This window comes from Streptomyces sp. NK08204, from assembly GCF_020400585.1.
GTDB lineage: Bacteria > Actinomycetota > Actinomycetes > Streptomycetales > Streptomycetaceae > Streptomyces.
The window spans coordinates 1-18,385 of sequence record NZ_JAINVF010000012.1 but is presented as its reverse complement, the minus strand read 5'-3'; the positions used below and the strand labels follow the sequence as shown (position 1 = coordinate 18,385).

Below are 18,385 nucleotides of genomic sequence, written 5' to 3'. Positions count from 1 at the left end.
TTACTTACCCGCCTTTCCGACCTTGCGGCGGATGACTTCGCCCTCGTACTTGACGCCCTTGGCCTTGTACGGGTCGGGCTTGCGCAGCTTGCGGATGTTGGCCGCGACCTCGCCGACCTTCTGCTTGTCGATGCCCTCGACCGAGAAACGGGTCGGGGTCTCCACCTTGAAGGTGATGCCCTCGGGGGCCTCGACGGTGATCGGGTGGCTGTAACCGAGGGCGAACTCCAGGTTCGAACCCTTGGCGGTCACGCGGTAACCGACACCACTGATCTCGAGCTTCTTCACGTAACCCTGGGTCACGCCGGTGATCATGTTCGCCACCAGCGTGCGGGACAGGCCGTGCAGGGCCTTGTTCTGACGCTCGTCGTTGGGGCGGGTCACCTGCAGGGTGCCGTCCTCGCCCTTGGCGATCTCGATGGGCGCGACGACGGTGTGGGTCAGCTCGCCCTTGGGGCCCTTGACCGAGATCGTGCGGCCGTCGATGGTGACGTCCACGCCGGCGGGAACCGCGATGGGGAGCTTGCCGATGCGCGACATAGCTGTTTCCTCCGTTCCCTTCCGTTACCAGACGTAGGCGAGGACTTCCCCACCCACGCCCTTCTTGCCGGCCTGCTTGTCGGTGAGGAGCCCGTGGGACGTGGAGATGATCGCCACGCCGAGGCCGCCGAGCACCTTCGGCAGGTTGGTGGACTTCGCGTAAACCCGGAGACCGGGCTTGGAGATCCGCTTGATGCCCGCGATGGAGCGCTCACGGTTGGGGCCGAACTTCAGCTCCAGGACGAGGTTCTTGCCGACCTCGGCGTCCTCGACCTTCCAGCCCGTGATGAAGCCCTCCTGCTGGAGGATCTCCGCGATGTGCGACTTGATCTTGGAGTGCGGCATCGACACCGAGTCGTGGTAAGCCGAGTTCGCGTTCCGCAGACGCGTAAGCATGTCTGCGATCGGATCAGTCATGGTCATGAATTGGCCTGTGGCCTTTCTCGCCGGGGTTTCCTATATGCGCCATCCCTCTCCCCGTACATGGACGGGACGGGTGCGGTGCGGGGACCTACGGCGTAGTAAGTCGTTCAGGGCGGCAGAGGCCCAACCCTCCTAGCCTAAGCCATGGAGGGCCAGGGCCCTGCCGTCCCGGTTGCTTACCGAGAGGTCCAGGTATCCCGAATTACCGGAATTACCAGGAGCTCTTGGTCACGCCCGGCAGCTCGCCACGGTGAGCCATCTCACGGAGGCACACGCGGCAGAGGCCGAACTTGCGGTACACGGAGTGCGGACGACCACAACGCTGGCAGCGGGTGTAGCCACGCACGCCGAACTTGGGCTTGCGAGCAGCCTTCGCGATGAGAGCCTTCTTCGCCATCTCGCTCACGCCTCCTTGAACGGGAAGCCGAGGTGACGGAGAAGGGCGCGGCCCTCTTCGTCGTTGGTCGCCGTGGTCACCACGGTGATGTCCATACCCCGGACACGGTCGATCTTGTCCTGGTCGATCTCGTGGAACATGACCTGCTCGGTGAGACCGAAGGTGTAGTTGCCACGGCCGTCGAACTGCTTGGGGGACAGACCACGGAAGTCGCGGATGCGCGGCAGCGCGAGCGACAGGGTGCGGTCCAGGAACTCCCACATGCGGTCGCCACGGAGCGTGACGTGGGCACCGATCGGCTGACCCTCACGCAGCTTGAACTGCGCGATGGACTTGCGGGCCTTGGTGACGGCCGGCTTCTGACCGGTGATCGTGGTCAGGTCGCGGATCGCGCCCTCGATCAGCTTCGAGTCACGGGCGGCGTCGCCGACACCCATGTTGACCACGATCTTGACGAGGCCGGGAACCTGCATGACGTTCTCGTACTTGAACTCGTCACGCAGCTTGCCCGCGATCTCCTCGCGGTACTTCGTCTTCAGACGCGGAGTGGTGGTGGTAGCCATCAGATGTCCTCACCCGTCCGCTTGGCAACGCGGATCTTGTTGCCCTCTTCGTCGAAGCGGTAACCGACACGCGTGACGACCTTCTGACCGTCCTTCTCCACGACCAGCTGAACGTTGGACACGTGGATCGGGGCCTCGGTGGTCACGATGCCGCCGGCCTGGGAACCGCTAGCGGTCGGACCGGCCTTGGTGTGCTTCTTGACCCGGTTGACACCCTCGACCAGGACACGCTCCTCGCGCGGGAAAGCGGCAATGACCTTGCCCTGCTTGCCCTTGTCCTTGCCGGTGATGACCTGGACCAGGTCGCCCTTCTTGATCTTCATGCTTACAGCACCTCCGGCGCGAGCGAGATGATCTTCATGAACTTCTTCTCGCGCAGCTCACGGCCGACCGGGCCGAAGATGCGGGTGCCGCGAGGGTCGCCGTCGTTCTTCAGAATGACGGCGGCGTTCTCGTCGAAGCGGATGTACGAGCCGTCCGGACGGCGGCGCTCCTTGACGGTGCGAACGATGACCGCCTTGACGACGTCACCCTTCTTCACGTTGCCACCGGGGATCGCGTCCTTGACGGTGGCGACGATGACGTCACCGATGCCCGCGTAGCGGCGACCGGAGCCACCGAGCACACGGATGCAAAGGATTTCCTTCGCACCAGTGTTGTCGGCGACACGCAGTCGCGACTCCTGCTGGATCACGTCTATCTCCTGTTTGTCTGCCGGTTCCCGGCAGGGGCCTCAGTGACGAGGACCCCTGCCGAGCCTGGCGGAACTGACCTGCGGGGTTTGCCCCACAGGCGTTTCTTTTGGAATTCGCTTGCGCGAATTACCTACTTGGCCTTCTCGAGGATCTCGACGACGCGCCAGCGCTTCGTCGCGGACAGCGGCCGGGTCTCCATGAGGAGGACGCGGTCGCCGACACCCGCGGCGTTCTGCTCGTCGTGCGCCTTGAGCTTGTTCGTACGGCGGATGACCTTGCCGTACAGCGCGTGCTTGACGCGGTCCTCGACGGCGACGACGACGGTCTTGTCCATCTTGTCGCTGACGACGAGACCCTCACGGGTCTTGCGGAAGCCGCGCGCCTCTGCGTTCTCAGTCACGTTCTTCTCGCTCATCAGGCGTTCTCCACCGTTTCGATGCCCAGCTCACGCTCGCGCATCAGGGTGTAGATCCGCGCGATGTCCTTGCGGACCGCCTTCAGACGGCCGTGGTTCTCGAGCTGGCCCGTCGCCGCCTGGAAGCGGAGGTTGAACAGCTCTTCCTTGGCCTCGCGGAGCTTCGCCAGAAGCTCCTCGTTGCCCAGCTCGCGCAGCTCGGACGCCTTGGTACCGGCCGACATCACGCTTCACCTGCCTCGCGCTTGACGATCCGGCACTTCATCGGCAGCTTGTGGGCCGCACGCGTCAGCGCCTCACGGGCGATCTTCTCGTTGGGGTACGACAGCTCGAACATGACGCGTCCGGGCTTGACGTTGGCGATCCACCACTCCGGAGAACCCTTACCGGAACCCATGCGGGTCTCGGCCGGCTTCTTGGTGAGGGGACGGTCCGGGTAGATGTTGATCCAGACCTTGCCGCCACGCTTGATGTGGCGGGTCATCGCGATACGGGCCGCCTCGATCTGGCGGTTCGTCACGTAGGCCGGGGTCAGCGCCTGGATGCCGTACTCGCCGAACGCAACCTGCGTTCCACCCTTGGACATACCGTTGCGCTTCGGGTGGTGCTGCTTGCGGTGCTTGACCCTACGGGGGATCAGCATGTCGGTCAGGCCTCCGTTCCGGTGCTCTCAGCCGGAGCGGCGGGGGCCTCGGCCTTGGGGGCCTCGGCGCCGGCAGCCTGCTGCGGCTTGCGACCACGCCGCTCGCCACCACGGCCACCACGGGCCGGGCGGTCGGCGCCACCGCGGGCCGGGCGGTTACCCGCACGGGCGGCAGCGTTCTCGGCGCGGACCTCGGCGATGTTCTTGACGTCGCCCTTGTAGATCCAGACCTTCACACCGATGCGGCCGAAGGTCGTCTTGGCCTCGAAGAAGCCGTAGTCCACGTTCGCGCGGAGCGTGTGCAGGGGCACACGGCCCTCGCGGTAGAACTCCGAGCGGGACATCTCGGCGCCGCCGAGGCGGCCACCGCACTGGATCTTGATGCCCTTGGCGCCGGCCTTCATGGCGGACTGCATGCTCTTGCGCATGGCCCGACGGAAGGAGACGCGGGAGGAGAGCTGCTCGGCGACGGCCTGGGCAACCAGCTGAGCGTCGGTCTCGGGGTTCTTGACCTCGAGGATGTTCAGCTGGACCTGCTTGCCCGTGAGCTTCTCGAGGTCACCGCGGATGCGGTCGGCCTCGGCGCCACGGCGGCCGATGACGATGCCCGGACGAGCGGTGTGGATGTCCACACGCACGCGGTCACGGGTGCGCTCGATCTCAACCTTCGAGATACCGGCGCGCTCCATGCCGGACGTCATCATCCGACGGATGGCGACGTCTTCCTTGACGTAGTCCTTGTACAGCTTGTCGGCGTACCAACGCGACTTGAAGTCGGTCGTGACACCGAGCCGGAACCCATGCGGGTTAACCTTCTGGCCCATTACCGGGTTCCTTCCTTGCTGCTGACGACCACGGTGATGTGGCTGGTCCGCTTGCGGATCCGGTAGGCACGGCCCTGGGCACGCGGACGGAACCGCTTCAGGGTCGGGCCCTCGTCGACGTAGGCCTCGGAGATGAAGAGGCTGTCGACATCGGTGTGGTCGTAGTTGTGCGCGGCGTTGGCGATGGCGCTGTCGAGCACCTTGCCGACCGGCACGGAGGCTGCCTGCGGAGCGAATCGCAGGACGGCCTGGGCCTCCGTGGCGTCCATGCCACGGATGAGGTCCACCACGCGGCGGGCCTTCATGGGCGTGACGCGGATGTACCGCGCCTGGGCCCTGGCTTCCATGGTTGTCCCTTCAGTTACTTACGTGTCTGAATGCGATCCGCTTAGCGGCGCTTCGACTTCCGGTCTTCCTTGACGTGGCCCCGGAAGGTGCGGGTCGGCGAGAACTCGCCGAGCTTGTGGCCGACCATCGACTCGGTGACGAACACCGGGATGTGGGTCTTGCCGTTGTGCACCGCGATCGTGTGGCCGAGCATGGCCGGGACGATCATCGAGCGACGGGACCAGGTCTTGATGACGTTCTTGGTGCCGGCATCGTTCTGGGCGTCCACCTTCTTGATCAGGTGGTCGTCGACGAAGGGCCCCTTCTTCAAGCTACGAGGCATCTCAACCCGTCCTTAGCGCTTCTTGTTCGTCTTGCGGCGGCGGACGATGTACTTGTTCGACGCCTTCTTGGGCGAACGAGTACGGCCTTCCTTCTTGCCCCACGGGGACACAGGGTGGCGGCCACCGGAGGTGCGGCCCTCACCACCACCGTGCGGGTGGTCGACCGGGTTCATCACGACACCACGGACGGTCGGGCGAACGCCCAGCCACCGCTTACGGCCGGCCTTGCCCCAGTTGATGTTGCTCTGCTCGGCGTTGCCGACCTCGCCGATGGTGGCGCGGCAGCGGACGTCGACGAGACGGATCTCGCCGGACGGCATGCGCAGGTGGGCGTAGGCGCCCTCCTTCGCGAGCAGCTGCACCGAGGCACCGGCGGAGCGGGCGAACTTGGCACCGCCACCGGGACGGAGCTCGATCGCGTGGATCGTGGTACCGACCGGGATGTTGCGGAGGGCCAGGTTGTTGCCCGGCTTGATGTCGGCCCCGGGACCGTTCTCGACGCGGTCACCCTGCTGCAGGTTGCGCGGGGCGAGGATGTAGCGCTTCTCGCCGTCGGCGTAGTGCAGCAGCGCGATGCGCGCGGTGCGGTTGGGGTCGTACTCGATGTGCGCGACCTTCGCCGGCACGCCGTCCTTGTCGTGACGACGGAAGTCGATCACGCGGTAGGCGCGCTTGTGTCCGCCACCCTGGTGGCGAACGGTCACACGACCGGCGTTGTTACGGCCGCCCTTGCTGTGCAGGGGACGGACCAGCGACTTCTCCGGCGTGGACCGCGTGACCTCGACGAAGTCGGCGACGCTGGCGCCACGACGGCCCGGCGTAGTCGGCTTGTACTTGCGGATTCCCATTTCTCAGTCCTCGTCCGATATCGGACGATCCGGACCGCCCTTAGGCGGTCGGACCGCCGAAGATGTCGATACGGTCGCCCTCGGCGAGGGTCACGATCGCGCGCTTGCTGCCGGCACGCTGACCGAAACCGGTCTTGGTGCGCTTGCGCTTGCCCTGGCGGTTGATCGTGTTGACCCCGGTGACCTTGACGTCGAAGACCGCCTGGACGGCCTGCTTGATCTGGGTCTTGTTGGCGTTCGGGTCGACGATGAACGTGTACTTGTTCTCGTCGAGGAGCGCGTAGCTCTTCTCCGACACGACCGGCTTCAGCAGGACGTCACGGGGGTCCGTGTACGACTTGCTCAGCGGGGTGACGACGGTGTTCTTGCCCTCGGCGGCGTGGCGACGCGCCTTGGCGACGCGCGCGGCCTTGGCGGCCTTGGCCGCCTTCGAGGCGATAGCGGGGTGACGGATAGCCATCAGGCCTCGCTCCCTTCGGTGTCATTGGCCTTCGGGCCGGACACGAAGGACTCGAACGCGGACTGGGTGAAGACCACGTCGTCCGAGACGAGAACGTCGTACGTGTTCAGCTGGCCCGGCTCCAGGATGTGGACCTGGGGCAGGTTGCGGGCGGACAGCCACGCGGCCTCGTCGGCGCGCTCGACGACCAGGAGCAGGTTCTTGCGCTCCGAGATCTTGCCGAACAGGCTCTTCGCGGCCTTCGTGGACGGGGTCGCACCCTCGACCACGCCGGAGACGACGTGGATGCGGTTGTGACGCGCCCGGTCGGTGAGGGCACCGCGCAGGGCGGCGGCCTTCATCTTCTTCGGGGTCCGCTGCGAGTAGTCACGCGGCACGGGACCGTGCACGACGCCACCACCGGCGAACTGCGGCGCGCGGGTCGAACCCTGGCGGGCGCGACCGGTGCCCTTCTGGCGGTACGGCTTCTTGCCGCCACCGCGGACCTCGCCACGCGTCTTGGTCTTGTGCGTGCCCTGACGGGCAGCGGCCAGCTGCGCGACGACGACCTGGTGGATCAGCGGAACGCTGACCTTGGCGTCGAAGATCTCCGCGGGGAGCTCGACGGAACCGGCCTTGTCGCCCGCCGGCGAAAGGATGTCAACAGTGCTCATCGGTTACCTCAGGCCCCCTTGGCCGCGGTGCGGACCAGGACGAGGCCGCCGTTCGGACCGGGAACCGCGCCCTTGATGAGCAGCAGACCCTTCTCCGCGTCAACGGCGTGGACGGTCAGGTTCTGGGTGGTGACCCGCTCGTTGCCCATGCGACCCGCCATGCGGAGGCCCTTGAACACACGGCCCGGGGTGGCGCAGCCACCGATGGAACCGGGGGAGCGGTGCTTGCGCTGGGTGCCGTGTCCGGCGCCGAGGCCACGGAAGTTGTGGCGCTTCATGACACCGGCGAAGCCCTTGCCCTTGCTCTTGCCGGTCACGTCGACCTTGACGCCGGCCTCGAACACCTCGGCGGTGATCTCCTGGCCGAGCGTGTACTCGCTGGCGTCAGCGGTACGGATCTCGACGAGGTGGCGGCGCGGGGTGACGTCGGCCTTGGCGAAGTGACCCTTGAGGGGCTTGTTCACCTTGCGCGGGTCGATCTCGCCGAAGGCGATCTGGACCGACTCGTAGCCGTCGACGTCGTTCGTACGGACCTGGGTGACGACGTTGGGGCCGGCCTTGACGACGGTGACCGGAACAACACGGTTGTTCTCGTCCCACACCTGCGTCATGCCGAGCTTCTCGCCCAGGATGCCCTTGATCTGCTTAGCCATTCTCAGCTCACCGACCCTCAGAGCTTGATCTCGATGTCGACACCGGCCGGGAGGTCGAGTCGCATCAGAGAGTCAACGGTCTTGGGGGTGGGGTCGAGAATGTCGATCAGGCGCTTGTGCGTGCGCATCTCGAAGTGCTCGCGCGAGTCCTTGTACTTGTGCGGCGACTTGATGACGCAGTACACGTTCTTCTCAGTGGGCAGCGGCACCGGGCCCGCGACCGACGCACCAGTGCGAGTCACCGTCTCGACGATCTTCTTCGCCGAGGAGTCGATGACCTCGTGGTCGTAGGCCTTGAGCCGGATGCGGATCTTCTGTCCCGCCATGGCTACTCAGTAGTCCTGTCTCTCTTACGCTCCGGAACCCGGCGTTCCCACTTCTTTCTCCGACCCACGCGGTCGGGCGTGTCGCGTTCCCGCTGACATGAATGTCCCTTGTTCGAACATCCCTGCTTGGGGAATGCACACGGCCCTTCCGGAACCGTAGGCCGGGGGCGGAAGGCCCACCGGGCGCCTGGCCGGTGCCGCGCCCACGCTTCCCGGAAGATTCCCGTACGTCCGCCCCAGTGCTGCCGTAGTGGCAGTTAGGACGACGAGTACTGTGGGACTCGCTTCCGGTCCTCCCGGCGGGAGGCGCGCAGCATCAACACTCGACCGAGCAACTCGGACAGTCTGCCATACGGGACGGGGGCCTGGCCAATCGGGCCGGAGAGAATACCCCGAAGGTGACGTGGGTCAAACCGGGAGGCGGCGCAGGAGCAGACCCTCCCCCCCCCCCGGACTCCCGTCCGCCTAGGGCAGCGGGCCGGGCGGGGGCCACGGGGCGGGACCGGAAGGCTGCGGGCCCCACTGCGGCGGAGGGGCCCACGCTGCGGTGAGCCGTCGGCGGTGACGGCTGCGTCGGACGGCGGTGACGACGGCGACGGTCACGGCCGCGGCGAACGCGGCGAGGAAGCAGCCCACCCCTGCGGCAATGCTGCCGATCGTGGCCCCCACCTTGGGCTTGTCTCCCAGCGCGAACTGGGCCGGCAGCTCTGAGGTGCAGGTGAGCGTGTAGTCGCCACTGCTGCCGGGCCTCACCTCGAAAACGCGCTCCCAGGTGCGTGACCCAAGGGTGATGCGGAAGGTGCTGTCCGGCTGGGTCATCGCCCCGGACTGCATCCCCGGGATCCGGCAGTCGACCTCACCCTTCCCGGACTGGGAGACGTAGATCGCCTTGGTCTTCCCCTGGACGAAGCTGAAGGTCCGCGAGTTGCCGCTGGTGAAGCTCTGGGCGGTGTCGATCGAGTCCACCGTGTTCTTCACCGCCACCACGATGAAGGCGGCACCGACACCAGCCAGGGCGAGCCCCAGCAGCGCGGCTACCAGGTACCAGATGCGCCGGGGCCGCAGGTCCTTCGCGGGGATGTTCGCCGGCGGAGGCGGCGGGCCGCCGTACGGTGCTCCCCAGGGGTTCTGTATTGCCACGAGGTCACACGGTAGGGCAATCGCTCGCAGTGGGGGCGTGAACAGCCAGCCCGATACGTGCGCCCGTGGTCACCGCAGCTTGTCGAGGGCGTCGCTGCGGGCGGAGGCCGCGTTGTCCCGGGCGCCGTACACCAGTGAGTCCTGCAGCCCGCTGTCGACACCGAGTGCCTTGCCCCAGATACGGCTCATGTCCACGCTCTGGGCTTCCAGCTGCGTGAGCGCGTTCTTGACGTTGGCGTCCTTCAGTTCCTGCTTCCAGGAGTCGATCAGATGGCCGGCAGGGTCCTGGCTGTAGGCGGGCGGGTCGGATGCGTGTGCTGCCAACAGAGCGGCGACGTCCCCCGCCCACTTCCGCGCCTTGGCCTGCCCCAGTGGCCGGCGCTCCTCGGCATCCTGGCCCTGGCGGTCATCCCGACGATCATCGCGGCGGCGACGACGGTGTACGAGAAGCTCCTGCACCGGCTGGGCCGGCAGGCCACGTCGACGACGCCATAGCCCGAGGACCCCGCGGGACCGGCGCGGCCGGCCCCCCGCTGCCCGCCGTCACCCGGCGTCCACCTGCGCGCGGAATTGCTCCATGGTCATGGTCTTGTCCGGACTCGGGAGGGTCACGTCCTTCTTCGTGCCGAAGTCGACGTACGTCGTACTGCTGGTGCGCCCGTCACGTACGGACTTCATCTTCAGGAGCCTGGCGGGATTCTTCGCACTGACGAAGTAGGTGTCCGAGGTGGGCCCGGCCGAGGCCACGATCGCCCGGGCCGGCACTCCTTCGACGGTGGTGTCCTTCTCCTGCGCGAAGGTGCCCGAGGGGGGTACGGCGAAGTAGGCATCACACCCCTGCCCGCTTCGCGTGGTCACGTAGACGTCGGCAAGCCGCTCGGGGACGGTGATGCCGGTCCCCCTGGTCCTGAAGCTCTCGGCGAGCAGACCGGTGCTCATGTACGTGACGCCGTCCTTGCAGTACATGTCGCCGCCTGCGGTCCCCGTGTAGGAGATGCGCAGGCCCTGATCGGGATTCCACACGATTCTCTGCAGGCCCGCCCCCTCGAAGGCCGTCGTCGTCCCGATCCCGCTGAACGGCGTCCCGCGCATCGTCTCGTTGACCTGCTCGATCCGTTGCGCGGCCGGGGCTCCGGTGGCTGCCGGCTCGGTACTCGCGCCGACGATGGGAGCGTCGCTGCCGGTAGCCGTCCCGCCCGGAGCCCCGCCGGAACCTGCATCAGAACCGCATCCGAGCAGGGTCGCGCCGAGCAGGGCGGCCAGAGCGAGGGCCCTGGTTGCGGGGCCGGTGCGAGCTGGTGGCCGATGACTCACTGTCTGTGCTCCTTGTCATGATCGCCTGGCGCGCCCGTCGCCGTCACGATAGATCGCCCGCTCTGCGACGTACTTGTGCGGTATTGCCTCGGGCTTCCAGTCCGCGTCCGGGGACGGTCCCGGCGTTCGATGTCGACGAACAGCACCCCGTGGCCGCCGACACTCAGCGTGCGGGCCGCACCCGGCTGGCCATCAAAGGCGTAGTACGTCTGCTTCACGGATCCCTTGTGCGGCATGAGTGGGGACAAGGCCGCCTTCGACACCGGGACCTTGCAGAAGTCCGCGGGGATGGTGGCCTGGTGCTGGTGCTGGAGGCCGCCGCCGCTCCCATGACGGCGGTACAACCACAGGGCCGCCGCCATGCGCCTCGTTGCCATCACTCGTACATCCCCTGCTCGTGCGAGTTGTCGGCCCAGTGGGAATTGGCTGCGTACCACTGGTGGGCGATCGCGTTGAGCTGGTTCTGACGATGGTGGAAGGAGGGTCCTGAACCGGATGGCGCCGACGGCACTACTGCCACTGCTCAAGGTTGTGTGCCCAGGTGATACGAGCGCTCTCAGCACTGAAGCGTGCATCATCGGCAAGGGAAGAAATCTGCTCCTCTTTGAGCAGATTCCCCTTACCCCAGACCTTCACCAGGACGGGCCCCTGGCCATACAGGCTCGCTGAAAGGTCGCCATTTCCAGCCGACTTGAGATCCTTTTGCCACGTGCCAGTTATATTGTGTTCGGGATCCTTGTCGTACGGTGGAACACTTCCGGAAACCTGCGTCAGTCGCGTGAAGACACGATTCTTCCAGTCTGCCGCTTGCTCTTTGCCGAGACTTCCCGTCACGTTATCGGCAATAGCGTCCAGCGCCGCAAGCGCCCGTGCATTGGTTTTCGGCGCTGCGGCGATCACGGAATGGTTCGTACTGTCAGGCGTTGTGGCGAGTTCATGGGCGGCTGATCGAGTAACGGCCAGGCGCAGCTCGGCATAGGCGGACGGAGTGGCAGACAACCCTCGCATGACCCGCATCAAAGGCTTCTCCGGGACGGCCATGTGCACCCCACCATCTTCTTCCCAAGGTGGATCCCACGGGAAATTGTGATTCCAGTGATCGAATTCGCTTGGAGCTAGACTTCCATAAATGTCGGACGGGTAGTCGACCAGCGCATCAGCTAGAGCAGTAGAGAATTCCGCATCCAGTGATGTGACGCCGAGTTTCTGCATCCGATCATCGATAGCCAGCAACGTGTTCTTCATTGCTTGCGCCTGCTTCAATGAGTGCTTCTCTGCGATCCTCCCTGTTGTTGCGCCTTTGAGTGTGCGCCCCAGGGTGGCACAGTCCACTTCCCGGCCATGGGCGGCCGCGAGGATCGGCTCAACTCGACTGTCACTCGCAAGCTCGCGGCAGAAGTCTGGCGAATCATCTCGCGTCAGGAACCACGCGGTGACACTGCCGGCTGCCACAATGCAGACGAGCAGTATCACTGCCAACAAGGTCACCCTTGACGGGTGACGACCATGGGAGTTGAGCCTCATATCCTTGCCTACAGGTACTTGCTCGCGGTGTAAGATCCTCGGGTCTGCCCATCCAGGATTTCGCTTATTATGTCGTTCTTCACCTTCTTCCCCTCCATGGTGTCAGTGTCGATATCCGAACGCCCATTAGCCCATCCGGAGACAATTGCATCGGTTTCTTTGGTGGCCGAGAGGTAAGTATCGGCAATCTCCGCATCGGCCTTATTGTCGGCATGTGTCTTCATCTCGTTGTCCATTTCCCACATCCAGGTGTCCACACCCCGCTGGATGCTGTCTCCGAACGCGATGGACACGCCCCCTCCCGTAGTGAAGTACAGCGGCGTCACGGCTCCGCCGATCACGTGGTAGGCCACCTTTGTCTTCCAGTCGGCCGCGCTATACGCGTCCATCCGCTCGCCATTGATGACATCTTCGCGAATTGCAGTGTAGGTTCCGAGGGCCGCTCCGTAACCGCAGCCCACCTCGTGAAAGCGCGAGGCTAGCGCATTGCCAGGTGTCACTACAAGCTCGCGGGCCGCTTCGCGGGCCACAGCCAAACGCAACTCTGCGTATGCAGCAGGAGTCGCAGACAGGCCACGCAGAACGTGCATCATGGGCTTCTGGAAAACCGTCACATGAACGCCATCCTTGTCCTCCCATGGCGGATCCGCTGGGCCGCCCTTTTCGGCGTAGCCAGGTCGCGCATAAGTCAAGACTCCATAAATGTCTGCCGCGTAACCTGTAAGCGCATCAGCTAGAGGAGTCGAGAATTCTGCATCAAGAGACGTGACTTTTGATTCCGTCATATTCTCATCGATTGCGAGCAGAGTTTGCTGCATGGCTCGCACTTGCTTCACAGAATGCTCATTCCCTCCTCCCCTGGAAGTCACTTTCTTCAGCGACTGCCCCAGGGATGCGCAGCTTTCGTCCCCTTTTCCAGCCGGCGCCAACAATGCTGCAATCCTGTCGTCCTTTGACAAGCTGCGACAGAACCCTGACTCGCCCCCTGGGCGAGTCAGGAACCATGCCGCAAGCCCGCCGACCACGGCCAGGCAGACGAGCGTGACCGTGGCCTTCAGGCGAAGCTGGCGGGGACGCGGCGCCGAGGATGCCGGCATGACTTCATGGCTGCTTTCTGGGTGGCTGTTCCGTGGACATGGGTCTCGGCTCTTCTCAAGTGCAGCCAAATTTCTTCGTCTCCCTCGGTACTAATGCGTCGATGAACCGTTGCAGCTTCTTGTAGCCGGTGGGGGTGTTCTCGACGCGATCGCCAAAGAGGTAGACCGCGAAGGACATGTACGCGGTGCGAGAGGTGCAACTCGCCTGAACCACGGCATGATCACTTCCGATCGACGCATGTCCCGGGAAGGAGACAGGACGCTCGGCGGCGTACTTGTACGGTGCTCCCACTGTTTTCCAGTTCACCGGGTCGGGGCCCCGGTCCCAGAGCATCACGTCGACGTACAGCACCCGATGGCCGTCGGCGCTCAGGGCGCAGGCCGCACCTGGCTGTGCCTCGGTGGCCACGTACGTCTGCTTGGCCGATTCGCCTCGCGGGATGAGCGGTGACAGGGCCGCCTTCGGCACCGGGACCTTGCAGAACTCCGCCGGCACGGCGGCGTGGGTATCGCCGCAGCCCGCCAGCGCTGCCATGGCCACGGTGCACAGCACGGCTGCCGCTCCACGCCTTTTCGTCCTCACCGCATCGGCGCGGGTGGTCACGACCGACCGCCGTTTTTCAGCAACTCGAGTGTGTCCTGGTATTCGCGGTCCCCGCTCTCCTGGCACTTGGACACGACGTCTCCAGGGAGCGCGGCGCCGCGGCCTTCAGCCCAGAGCCGGAGATACGCGGCGCTCTGTCCGCGAAGGGCGGTCAGCACCGGCTTGGCGTCGTTCCGCAGACTCCTGCTCCAGGATTGCGTCAGGTACCCCACGGGATCGGTCTTGTAGACCGGTACCGGTGCCTTGCCCCTGGTCATCTCGGCCAGAGCGCTCTTCACCTGGCTCTCCCAGCTGGTGCCGTCCCGCTTCGAAAGGTGCGAGACCACATGCGCCGCGATGCCGTCGAAGGCCCCCAGCGCCAGGGCATCCCCCACTGGCGGGGTCGAGAGGTCGAACCCGGTGGCCCCGGCAGGAACCTCGGCAAGCTGCACCGCCGCATGCCCGCTCTCCGCGCGTCTGATCGTGGCGTAGGCGGAGGGACTGGCCGAGACAGCGCGCATGACCTGTACCAGATCATCATGGGGCACGGTCATATGGACGCCGAACGCGTCCCGCCACGGCTGCTTGTCGTTCAGATGGGTCGCGTAATCCGCGTCAAGGTCCATGAGGATCTCGTGCGTGTCCGGGGCGTAGTCCGCCAGAAGCTGGGCCAGCGGCAGCGCGAGGCTCGGGCCGATCGACTGGTACCCGTGCCGGTCGACCGTGTCGAACGTCGCGGCCAGAATCTCCCGCATGGCCTGCGCCTGCCGCACGGTGTGCACGCCCGCCTTGTCACCCAAGGCGGCCGTCTTCATGCCATGCCCCAGCTCAGCACAGGACATGCCGCTCTTATACGACGTCCCCAGCGCGGTACGGATACGCCCGTCCTTGCCGAGCGCGGCGCAACCGTCACCGCCGCCATCACGCCCCGCCCAGGCCCAGGTCCCGACCGCGGCACCGGCCAGCACGACGGCGCCGGCGGCCAGCATCGCGGTCCGCTTACGACGGGAGGAGAGCGGGGGCATGGTGATCCTTCGCGGGAAGTGATTGATCGCGTGGGTGCTCGTGGGCCCCGGTCGCCGAGCGGGATCCGACGGCCACGGAGCCCCTCACCCAGCGCAGCGTCGTACCTGACGCTCAGAGCTTGAAGACTCCCCGCCAGGTCCATCCGGCGCCGAGGACCAGGTTCTGCAGGGGGTCCGTCATCTCCCGCGTGTCGAATCGAAACACCTCGACCTTGTGCCGGCGGCCATCAGGGCCCTGCTCCGTCTCCCACTGCCGGTACACCGCCGGCGCGTGCCCCCGTCCGTACTGCGCATTGGCCTGGTCGGACGAACGGTTCTCCCACCGCTCCTCAAGGAAACGCACTTCGTGCTTCTCCGGGATCAAGCGCATCCGTGTCTTGAGAGTCACGCCCACCCGCCGAATCCTGCACTCCGCCACCAAGTCGGCTTTCTCGTCAGGGGAGGCGTTGCGTACGCGGTACGGCATATCCGGCTCGTTGAGTGCCAGCAGCGCAGCCCGGACCTCCATGGCCGGCAGCGGTGTGACCCCGCTGCCGGGGTGCTTGGTGCCGGTCAGTTTGTCCCAGAGACGTCCCATCACTGAGCCCCCGTCCCGGTGTCCGGACGAACCGTGCGAACGAAGTCCTGAAAGTCCCCCAGGACGGCGTCATGCTGGGCCGCGGACGCCGTCATAGTCAAACGGATCACGGCACGCTTATGCGAATCCTCGACGTCCGACAGGGACAAGTACACCTGTGACTGGACGAGGTCACGGCGCGTGCCGTCGACAACGACGGAGAGAGCTAGCCGCTGGGTCAAGGCAGGCGTTTCAACTGTCCCGACCTCGCGGCGGTGCGCCACGACTACCGACTCGGCGACCCCGCGCAGACGCTCCACCGATTCGTCCGCAAGGTCGGCGAGCATTGCCGCGTCCGGCACCGCCTCGCCATCGACGGTGATGTTCGCGGCGAACCCGGCATCCGGCTGCCGATGCACCGCAGCGAATGCCGTGCGTGCGGCATCTACCCCTTCCGGACGTGCCGGGAGCCAGCCCTCTGGCAACCGGAACTCGATGGGCATCGGCAATGTCGTGGGCATTCAGGCCCTCCTTTCAGGGGAAGCAGATCACAACCAACTTGTGACGCTGTCCTTGACGGAGCTGAGGCCGTCGCCGACCGCGCCAGCCGCATCACCCAGCGCGTCGGCCGCGTCGCCAGCGGTCTCGCTCAGCTTGTGTGGATCAACAGTGATCTCGAGTCCCACCGCGCCGCCTAGGACCGGGGAGGCGCCGAACTTGCCTCCGAGGTGGTACTTACCGTCCTCGTCCTTTTTGTAGCCCCACCAGGCCTCCGCACCGGGACCGGCCCAACCCTCGGCCGACGCTCCAAAACCGATCCCTGCGACTTCGCCACCCCCAGCTACGCCGCCCTTCGCCCCCGCGAACCCCTTCGCACCGACGGTGACCTCGTCCTTGGTCACCTTGGCATTGGGCCCCACCTCGGCACCGGCGAATCCGTCGGCCCGCACATAGACACCACCGTAGGGCCCGTACTCAGCCCGGCCTTCAACCAAGCCCCGTAGCCCAGCGGACGCCTCGGCCTTGCCCACGACGCCCTTGTTGTTGAATCCGTAGTTCGCGGTTGCCCTGGCCCCCCCATAGCCGTCGGCTATCCCGGCAAGCTTCCAGTCGCCCTTGGTCAGCGTCCCTTGTGCAGTCGCATGGAAGAGGTCAGCGTACGCTTTGGCCGATCCCTCCTTACCGTACTTAGGGTCACTGGTGACGGAGTAACCAGCACCGAGCCCGGTCACCTTGACCTTGCCCTCGGAGTCCCAGCCGTCGGGCTTCGTGTGGGCCTTTCTGGCCTCTGCTGCCGCCTCGGCCTCGTACTTCTTGAGGTCGCCCTGCGCCTTGCCGTTGAAGCCGCCGATCGTGCCGTCGCTGACATCGGAGTCGATCACCACCGTCGTGAATGCGAGATCAACGCCCTGGTCCGCATCGTCCACGTCCTTCACGCACTGGTCGACGCGCTGCTGCCAGGAACTGACGGCATTGCGGATACTCTCCTGGTAGTCGGGATCGTGCACGTAGGCTGCACGCTCCCCTTGGCTCATCTTCTCGGTGTCGTACGAGACCACGCCCTGGTCCGACACCTTCATGCCATCGGCTACGGCGTCGTCGCGAGCCGACTCCAGCTTCTTGCGTAGGTCCACGAACTGGGTGTGCATGTCACGGAAGAGCGAGGCGATCGCCTTGGCCTCCGTCTGGGCCTTCTGGAACTCCTTCAGGGTGGCGTCGAAGCGCGCTTTGGCGGCGTTTGCGCTCAGCCCCGCCGAGGTTGGCCCCAGGGAGATCCCGTGCACGTCCCGTCGGTAGGTGGTTTCCTGTGTGTGGAACTTCTTCGCCACGTCATCCCAGTGCTCGGCGGCCGTGGTGAGCGTGGACAGGTCGGTCGTCATGATCTCGTGGTACGTCGGCATGGGTCCCCGTTGAGTGATGCGACGGCGTGGTCCTACCGCGGTCAGAGCAGGTCGAGTGGCGACAACTTGCGTACACCCGCCCCGACTCCGCTGTCCGTCCCCGCCAGCACGGCATTGTCGCCCAGCAGCATCGATTCCTCGTGCGACAGCCGGAGCATGAGATTCTGGACTTGCTCGCCCCAGGTCTTGTGTGCCTTGCTCACGGCCCCGGACGTGAGCCATCCATGGCCATCCTTGGCTCCAAACGCCTTGACGACGGCGTTCGTCTCATCGTCCGCCAATTCGCCCGCCGTGCGGGTGTCGTGCTCGATGTGGTCGTGGAGCGCTTTTGCCGCGGCTTGCTTCTCGGCCGGCGAGGAGACGAGGTCTGGCTGACCGCCAATCGCTGATCCGCCACCGCCGGAGTCGATCGGCAGCTGATTGAGCCGCATCCCCACGGTGTGCTGCCCCGCCACTCCGCCGGCTATGTGTTGCCCGTCCTGCGCGCTTCCTGCCACGATGCCGATCCCCGTCTACCACTCTGGCGTGCCCTCGTCACGCTAGCAAACAGCCCATCACATGCGGCAGTTGAGCTTTGGCCATTTGCGTTTCCTTCATGACAGCCAGGGTGCCGACCAGTGGACGGATCGGACCGCGACAGCTTCCCCGCCGCATCCCCGCCTGATCAGCCTCCTGGTGACGGACTTTGGTCTGATCGCCGCCTGCCCTCTGCTACTGCCGGCCCCGGCTCCCCCAGATCGTGGACTCCTGCGGCACCTCCCTCTCCGCAGCCGGAGTGCTGGTACCGCGACCCAGGCGGGCGGGTTCGCCTCACCGGTCGGCTCGGACGGCGCCCGCCCGTGGTCACCGCAGCTTGTCGAGGGCATCGCTGCGGGCTGCGATCGCGACGTCGCGGGACGCGTACGGGAGTGAGTCCCGCATCCCACGCTCGACCCCCAGTGCCCGGGCCCACAACCGGGTCATGTCCTCGCTCTGCTTCCAACGGTCGTACTGGAGAGCGCCCGCGATATCCGGCCGCTCGGCGTCGGGATGAACCTCCTTCCGCACGGGGTCCGGGAACTGACCGAACTCGGCCTCGGCGACGACCTCGCCGCCCTCGGAGTGGCCACGGCCGAGCACGTCTTCTGTGACAGC

At 65.8% G+C, this 18,385-nt stretch carries 29 protein-coding genes and 1 pseudogene; 2 read left to right on the top strand and 28 right to left on the bottom strand.

Annotation, left to right across the window (positions count from 1 at the left end):
• From rplF to K7G59_RS19480, 19 genes are all read right to left on the bottom strand, one after another.
• A complete protein-coding gene (rplF, locus tag K7G59_RS19570) occupies nucleotides 1–540 on the bottom strand; it encodes a 50S ribosomal protein L6 (RefSeq protein WP_225835976.1) in 540 nt (179 codons plus the stop codon).
• A gap of 24 nt (nucleotides 541–564) precedes the next feature.
• Entirely contained in the window at nucleotides 565–963 is a 399-nt protein-coding gene (rpsH, locus tag K7G59_RS19565; protein ID WP_014674378.1) for a 30S ribosomal protein S8, read from the bottom strand.
• Between the two features lie 211 nt (nucleotides 964–1,174).
• Complete coding sequence (locus tag K7G59_RS19560; protein WP_003948630.1) at nucleotides 1,175–1,360, bottom strand: type Z 30S ribosomal protein S14; 186 nt, start codon at nucleotides 1,358–1,360, stop codon at nucleotides 1,175–1,177.
• 5 nt (nucleotides 1,361–1,365) lie between these two features.
• Nucleotides 1,366–1,923: a 50S ribosomal protein L5 gene (gene rplE, locus K7G59_RS19555; RefSeq protein ID WP_014674377.1), complete on the bottom strand. Its 558-nt coding sequence runs from the start codon at nucleotides 1,921–1,923 to the stop codon at nucleotides 1,366–1,368.
• Complete coding sequence (gene rplX / locus K7G59_RS19550; RefSeq protein WP_225835973.1) at nucleotides 1,923–2,246, bottom strand: 50S ribosomal protein L24; 324 nt, start codon at nucleotides 2,244–2,246, stop codon at nucleotides 1,923–1,925. The genes rplE and rplX overlap by 1 nt, the downstream gene beginning before the upstream one ends.
• Nucleotides 2,247–2,248: 2 nt before the next feature.
• Nucleotides 2,249–2,617: a 50S ribosomal protein L14 gene (gene rplN, locus K7G59_RS19545; protein WP_003998823.1), complete on the bottom strand. Its 369-nt coding sequence runs from the start codon at nucleotides 2,615–2,617 to the stop codon at nucleotides 2,249–2,251.
• A 131-nt stretch (nucleotides 2,618–2,748) separates the two neighbouring features.
• Nucleotides 2,749–3,033 carry a 30S ribosomal protein S17 gene (gene rpsQ, locus K7G59_RS19540; protein WP_018543912.1) on the bottom strand — a complete coding sequence of 95 codons (285 nt, stop codon included), beginning with the start codon at nucleotides 3,031–3,033 and terminating at the stop codon, nucleotides 2,749–2,751.
• Nucleotides 3,033–3,257, bottom strand: coding sequence for a 50S ribosomal protein L29 (rpmC, locus tag K7G59_RS19535; RefSeq protein WP_007494763.1), 225 nt, complete (start codon nucleotides 3,255–3,257; stop codon nucleotides 3,033–3,035). The genes rpsQ and rpmC overlap by 1 nt, the downstream gene beginning before the upstream one ends.
• The gene (gene rplP / locus K7G59_RS19530) at nucleotides 3,257–3,676 is read right to left on the bottom strand and encodes a 50S ribosomal protein L16 (RefSeq protein ID WP_009190136.1); all 420 of its coding nucleotides are present in this window, start codon (nucleotides 3,674–3,676) and stop codon (nucleotides 3,257–3,259) included. Before rplP ends, rpmC begins: the two co-directional genes overlap by 1 nt.
• Nucleotides 3,677–3,681: 5 nt before the next feature.
• Nucleotides 3,682–4,500 (bottom strand): 30S ribosomal protein S3, encoded by an 819-nt coding sequence (gene rpsC / locus K7G59_RS19525; protein ID WP_055706471.1) that lies wholly within the window; start codon nucleotides 4,498–4,500, stop codon nucleotides 3,682–3,684.
• Nucleotides 4,500–4,847, bottom strand: coding sequence for a 50S ribosomal protein L22 (rplV, locus tag K7G59_RS19520; RefSeq protein WP_006130776.1), 348 nt, complete (start codon nucleotides 4,845–4,847; stop codon nucleotides 4,500–4,502). The genes rpsC and rplV overlap by 1 nt, the downstream gene beginning before the upstream one ends.
• A 41-nt stretch (nucleotides 4,848–4,888) precedes the next feature.
• Nucleotides 4,889–5,170 carry a 30S ribosomal protein S19 gene (gene rpsS, locus K7G59_RS19515; protein ID WP_030601199.1) on the bottom strand — a complete coding sequence of 94 codons (282 nt, stop codon included), beginning with the start codon at nucleotides 5,168–5,170 and terminating at the stop codon, nucleotides 4,889–4,891.
• A gap of 12 nt (nucleotides 5,171–5,182) precedes the next feature.
• Nucleotides 5,183–6,019, bottom strand: coding sequence for a 50S ribosomal protein L2 (gene rplB / locus K7G59_RS19510; protein ID WP_020941674.1), 837 nt, complete (start codon nucleotides 6,017–6,019; stop codon nucleotides 5,183–5,185).
• A gap of 40 nt (nucleotides 6,020–6,059) precedes the next feature.
• Nucleotides 6,060–6,479: a 50S ribosomal protein L23 gene (gene rplW, locus K7G59_RS19505; RefSeq protein ID WP_225835971.1), complete on the bottom strand. Its 420-nt coding sequence runs from the start codon at nucleotides 6,477–6,479 to the stop codon at nucleotides 6,060–6,062.
• Nucleotides 6,479–7,132 (bottom strand): 50S ribosomal protein L4, encoded by a 654-nt coding sequence (rplD, locus tag K7G59_RS19500; RefSeq protein WP_225835969.1) that lies wholly within the window; start codon nucleotides 7,130–7,132, stop codon nucleotides 6,479–6,481. Before rplD ends, rplW begins: the two co-directional genes overlap by 1 nt.
• Nucleotides 7,133–7,140: 8 nt before the next feature.
• Complete coding sequence (gene rplC, locus K7G59_RS19495; RefSeq protein WP_014674369.1) at nucleotides 7,141–7,785, bottom strand: 50S ribosomal protein L3; 645 nt, start codon at nucleotides 7,783–7,785, stop codon at nucleotides 7,141–7,143.
• 17 nt (nucleotides 7,786–7,802) lie between these two features.
• The gene (gene rpsJ, locus K7G59_RS19490) at nucleotides 7,803–8,111 is read right to left on the bottom strand and encodes a 30S ribosomal protein S10 (protein WP_003948644.1); all 309 of its coding nucleotides are present in this window, start codon (nucleotides 8,109–8,111) and stop codon (nucleotides 7,803–7,805) included.
• 465 nt (nucleotides 8,112–8,576) lie between these two features.
• Nucleotides 8,577–9,251 (bottom strand): serine/arginine repetitive matrix protein 2, encoded by a 675-nt coding sequence (locus tag K7G59_RS19485; RefSeq protein ID WP_225835967.1) that lies wholly within the window; start codon nucleotides 9,249–9,251, stop codon nucleotides 8,577–8,579.
• 69 nt (nucleotides 9,252–9,320) lie between these two features.
• On the bottom strand, nucleotides 9,321–9,575 hold the full coding sequence (locus K7G59_RS19480; RefSeq protein WP_225835965.1) for a hypothetical protein: 255 nt from the start codon (nucleotides 9,573–9,575) through the stop codon (nucleotides 9,321–9,323).
• On the opposite strand from K7G59_RS19480, the gene K7G59_RS19475 reads away from it, so the two are divergent.
• Nucleotides 9,564–9,746 carry a hypothetical protein gene (locus K7G59_RS19475; protein WP_225835963.1) on the top strand — a complete coding sequence of 61 codons (183 nt, stop codon included), beginning with the start codon at nucleotides 9,564–9,566 and terminating at the stop codon, nucleotides 9,744–9,746. The two genes, K7G59_RS19480 and K7G59_RS19475, sit on opposite strands and share 12 nt — an antisense overlap.
• A 48-nt stretch (nucleotides 9,747–9,794) precedes the next feature.
• Here K7G59_RS19475 and K7G59_RS19470 read toward each other — a convergent pair whose 3' ends face one another.
• The 9 genes from K7G59_RS19470 to K7G59_RS19430 all read right to left on the bottom strand — a co-directional run bounded on the left by K7G59_RS19470 (nucleotide 9,795) and on the right by K7G59_RS19430 (nucleotide 17,748).
• Nucleotides 9,795–10,565, bottom strand: a complete 771-nt coding sequence (locus K7G59_RS19470; RefSeq protein WP_225835961.1) for a hypothetical protein — start codon at nucleotides 10,563–10,565, stop codon at nucleotides 9,795–9,797.
• A gap of 510 nt (nucleotides 10,566–11,075) precedes the next feature.
• Nucleotides 11,076–12,044, bottom strand: coding sequence for a hypothetical protein (locus K7G59_RS19465; protein ID WP_225835960.1), 969 nt, complete (start codon nucleotides 12,042–12,044; stop codon nucleotides 11,076–11,078).
• 53 nt (nucleotides 12,045–12,097) lie between these two features.
• Nucleotides 12,098–13,186 (bottom strand): hypothetical protein, encoded by a 1,089-nt coding sequence (locus K7G59_RS19460; RefSeq protein ID WP_225835959.1) that lies wholly within the window; start codon nucleotides 13,184–13,186, stop codon nucleotides 12,098–12,100.
• A gap of 55 nt (nucleotides 13,187–13,241) precedes the next feature.
• Nucleotides 13,242–13,739, bottom strand: coding sequence for a hypothetical protein (locus K7G59_RS19455; RefSeq protein ID WP_225835958.1), 498 nt, complete (start codon nucleotides 13,737–13,739; stop codon nucleotides 13,242–13,244).
• A gap of 47 nt (nucleotides 13,740–13,786) precedes the next feature.
• Nucleotides 13,787–14,794 (bottom strand): hypothetical protein, encoded by a 1,008-nt coding sequence (locus K7G59_RS19450; RefSeq protein WP_225835957.1) that lies wholly within the window; start codon nucleotides 14,792–14,794, stop codon nucleotides 13,787–13,789.
• Nucleotides 14,795–14,906: 112 nt separating this feature from the next.
• Nucleotides 14,907–15,371 carry a hypothetical protein gene (locus K7G59_RS19445; RefSeq protein ID WP_225835956.1) on the bottom strand — a complete coding sequence of 155 codons (465 nt, stop codon included), beginning with the start codon at nucleotides 15,369–15,371 and terminating at the stop codon, nucleotides 14,907–14,909.
• Entirely contained in the window at nucleotides 15,371–15,871 is a 501-nt protein-coding gene (locus K7G59_RS19440) for a hypothetical protein (RefSeq protein WP_225835955.1), read from the bottom strand. The genes K7G59_RS19445 and K7G59_RS19440 overlap by 1 nt, the downstream gene beginning before the upstream one ends.
• A gap of 27 nt (nucleotides 15,872–15,898) precedes the next feature.
• Nucleotides 15,899–17,230: a hypothetical protein gene (locus K7G59_RS19435; protein ID WP_225835954.1), complete on the bottom strand. Its 1,332-nt coding sequence runs from the start codon at nucleotides 17,228–17,230 to the stop codon at nucleotides 15,899–15,901.
• Nucleotides 17,231–17,292: 62 nt separating this feature from the next.
• On the bottom strand, nucleotides 17,293–17,748 hold the full coding sequence (locus K7G59_RS19430) for a hypothetical protein (RefSeq protein WP_225835951.1): 456 nt from the start codon (nucleotides 17,746–17,748) through the stop codon (nucleotides 17,293–17,295).
• Nucleotides 17,749–18,235: 487 nt separating this feature from the next.
• Here K7G59_RS19430 and K7G59_RS19425 point away from each other — a divergent pair.
• Nucleotides 18,236–18,385: pseudogene (locus K7G59_RS19425) on the top strand (flavin-dependent oxidoreductase); the annotation flags it as partial.

What these genes read in the sequence shown, in the direction of transcription:
- rplF (WP_225835976.1), bottom strand. Translation starts at nt 540, where the DNA reads ATGTCGCGCATCGGCAAGCTCCCCATCGCGGTTCCCGCCGGCGTGGAC.
- rpsH (WP_014674378.1), bottom strand. Translation starts at nt 963, where the DNA reads ATGACCATGACTGATCCGATCGCAGACATGCTTACGCGTCTGCGGAAC.
- K7G59_RS19560 (WP_003948630.1), bottom strand. Translation starts at nt 1,360, where the DNA reads ATGGCGAAGAAGGCTCTCATCGCGAAGGCTGCTCGCAAGCCCAAGTTC.
- rplE (WP_014674377.1), bottom strand. Translation starts at nt 1,923, where the DNA reads ATGGCTACCACCACCACTCCGCGTCTGAAGACGAAGTACCGCGAGGAG.
- rplX (WP_225835973.1), bottom strand. Translation starts at nt 2,246, where the DNA reads ATGAAGATCAAGAAGGGCGACCTGGTCCAGGTCATCACCGGCAAGGAC.
- rpsQ (WP_018543912.1), bottom strand. Translation starts at nt 3,033, where the DNA reads ATGAGCGAGAAGAACGTGACTGAGAACGCAGAGGCGCGCGGCTTCCGC.
- rpmC (WP_007494763.1), bottom strand. Translation starts at nt 3,257, where the DNA reads ATGTCGGCCGGTACCAAGGCGTCCGAGCTGCGCGAGCTGGGCAACGAG.
- rplP (WP_009190136.1), bottom strand. Translation starts at nt 3,676, where the DNA reads ATGCTGATCCCCCGTAGGGTCAAGCACCGCAAGCAGCACCACCCGAAG.
- rpsC (WP_055706471.1), bottom strand. Translation starts at nt 4,500, where the DNA reads ATGGGCCAGAAGGTTAACCCGCATGGGTTCCGGCTCGGTGTCACGACC.
- rplV (WP_006130776.1), bottom strand. Translation starts at nt 4,847, where the DNA reads ATGGAAGCCAGGGCCCAGGCGCGGTACATCCGCGTCACGCCCATGAAG.
- rpsS (WP_030601199.1), bottom strand. Translation starts at nt 5,170, where the DNA reads ATGCCTCGTAGCTTGAAGAAGGGGCCCTTCGTCGACGACCACCTGATC.
- rplB (WP_020941674.1), bottom strand. Translation starts at nt 6,019, where the DNA reads ATGGGAATCCGCAAGTACAAGCCGACTACGCCGGGCCGTCGTGGCGCC.
- rplW (WP_225835971.1), bottom strand. Translation starts at nt 6,479, where the DNA reads ATGGCTATCCGTCACCCCGCTATCGCCTCGAAGGCGGCCAAGGCCGCC.
- rplD (WP_225835969.1), bottom strand. Translation starts at nt 7,132, where the DNA reads ATGAGCACTGTTGACATCCTTTCGCCGGCGGGCGACAAGGCCGGTTCC.
- rplC (WP_014674369.1), bottom strand. Translation starts at nt 7,785, where the DNA reads ATGGCTAAGCAGATCAAGGGCATCCTGGGCGAGAAGCTCGGCATGACG.
- rpsJ (WP_003948644.1), bottom strand. Translation starts at nt 8,111, where the DNA reads ATGGCGGGACAGAAGATCCGCATCCGGCTCAAGGCCTACGACCACGAG.
- K7G59_RS19460 (WP_225835959.1), bottom strand. Translation starts at nt 13,186, where the DNA reads ATGCCGGCATCCTCGGCGCCGCGTCCCCGCCAGCTTCGCCTGAAGGCC.
- K7G59_RS19450 (WP_225835957.1), bottom strand. Translation starts at nt 14,794, where the DNA reads ATGCCCCCGCTCTCCTCCCGTCGTAAGCGGACCGCGATGCTGGCCGCC.
- K7G59_RS19445 (WP_225835956.1), bottom strand. Translation starts at nt 15,371, where the DNA reads ATGGGACGTCTCTGGGACAAACTGACCGGCACCAAGCACCCCGGCAGC.
- K7G59_RS19440 (WP_225835955.1), bottom strand. Translation starts at nt 15,871, where the DNA reads ATGCCCACGACATTGCCGATGCCCATCGAGTTCCGGTTGCCAGAGGGC.
- K7G59_RS19435 (WP_225835954.1), bottom strand. Translation starts at nt 17,230, where the DNA reads ATGACGACCGACCTGTCCACGCTCACCACGGCCGCCGAGCACTGGGAT.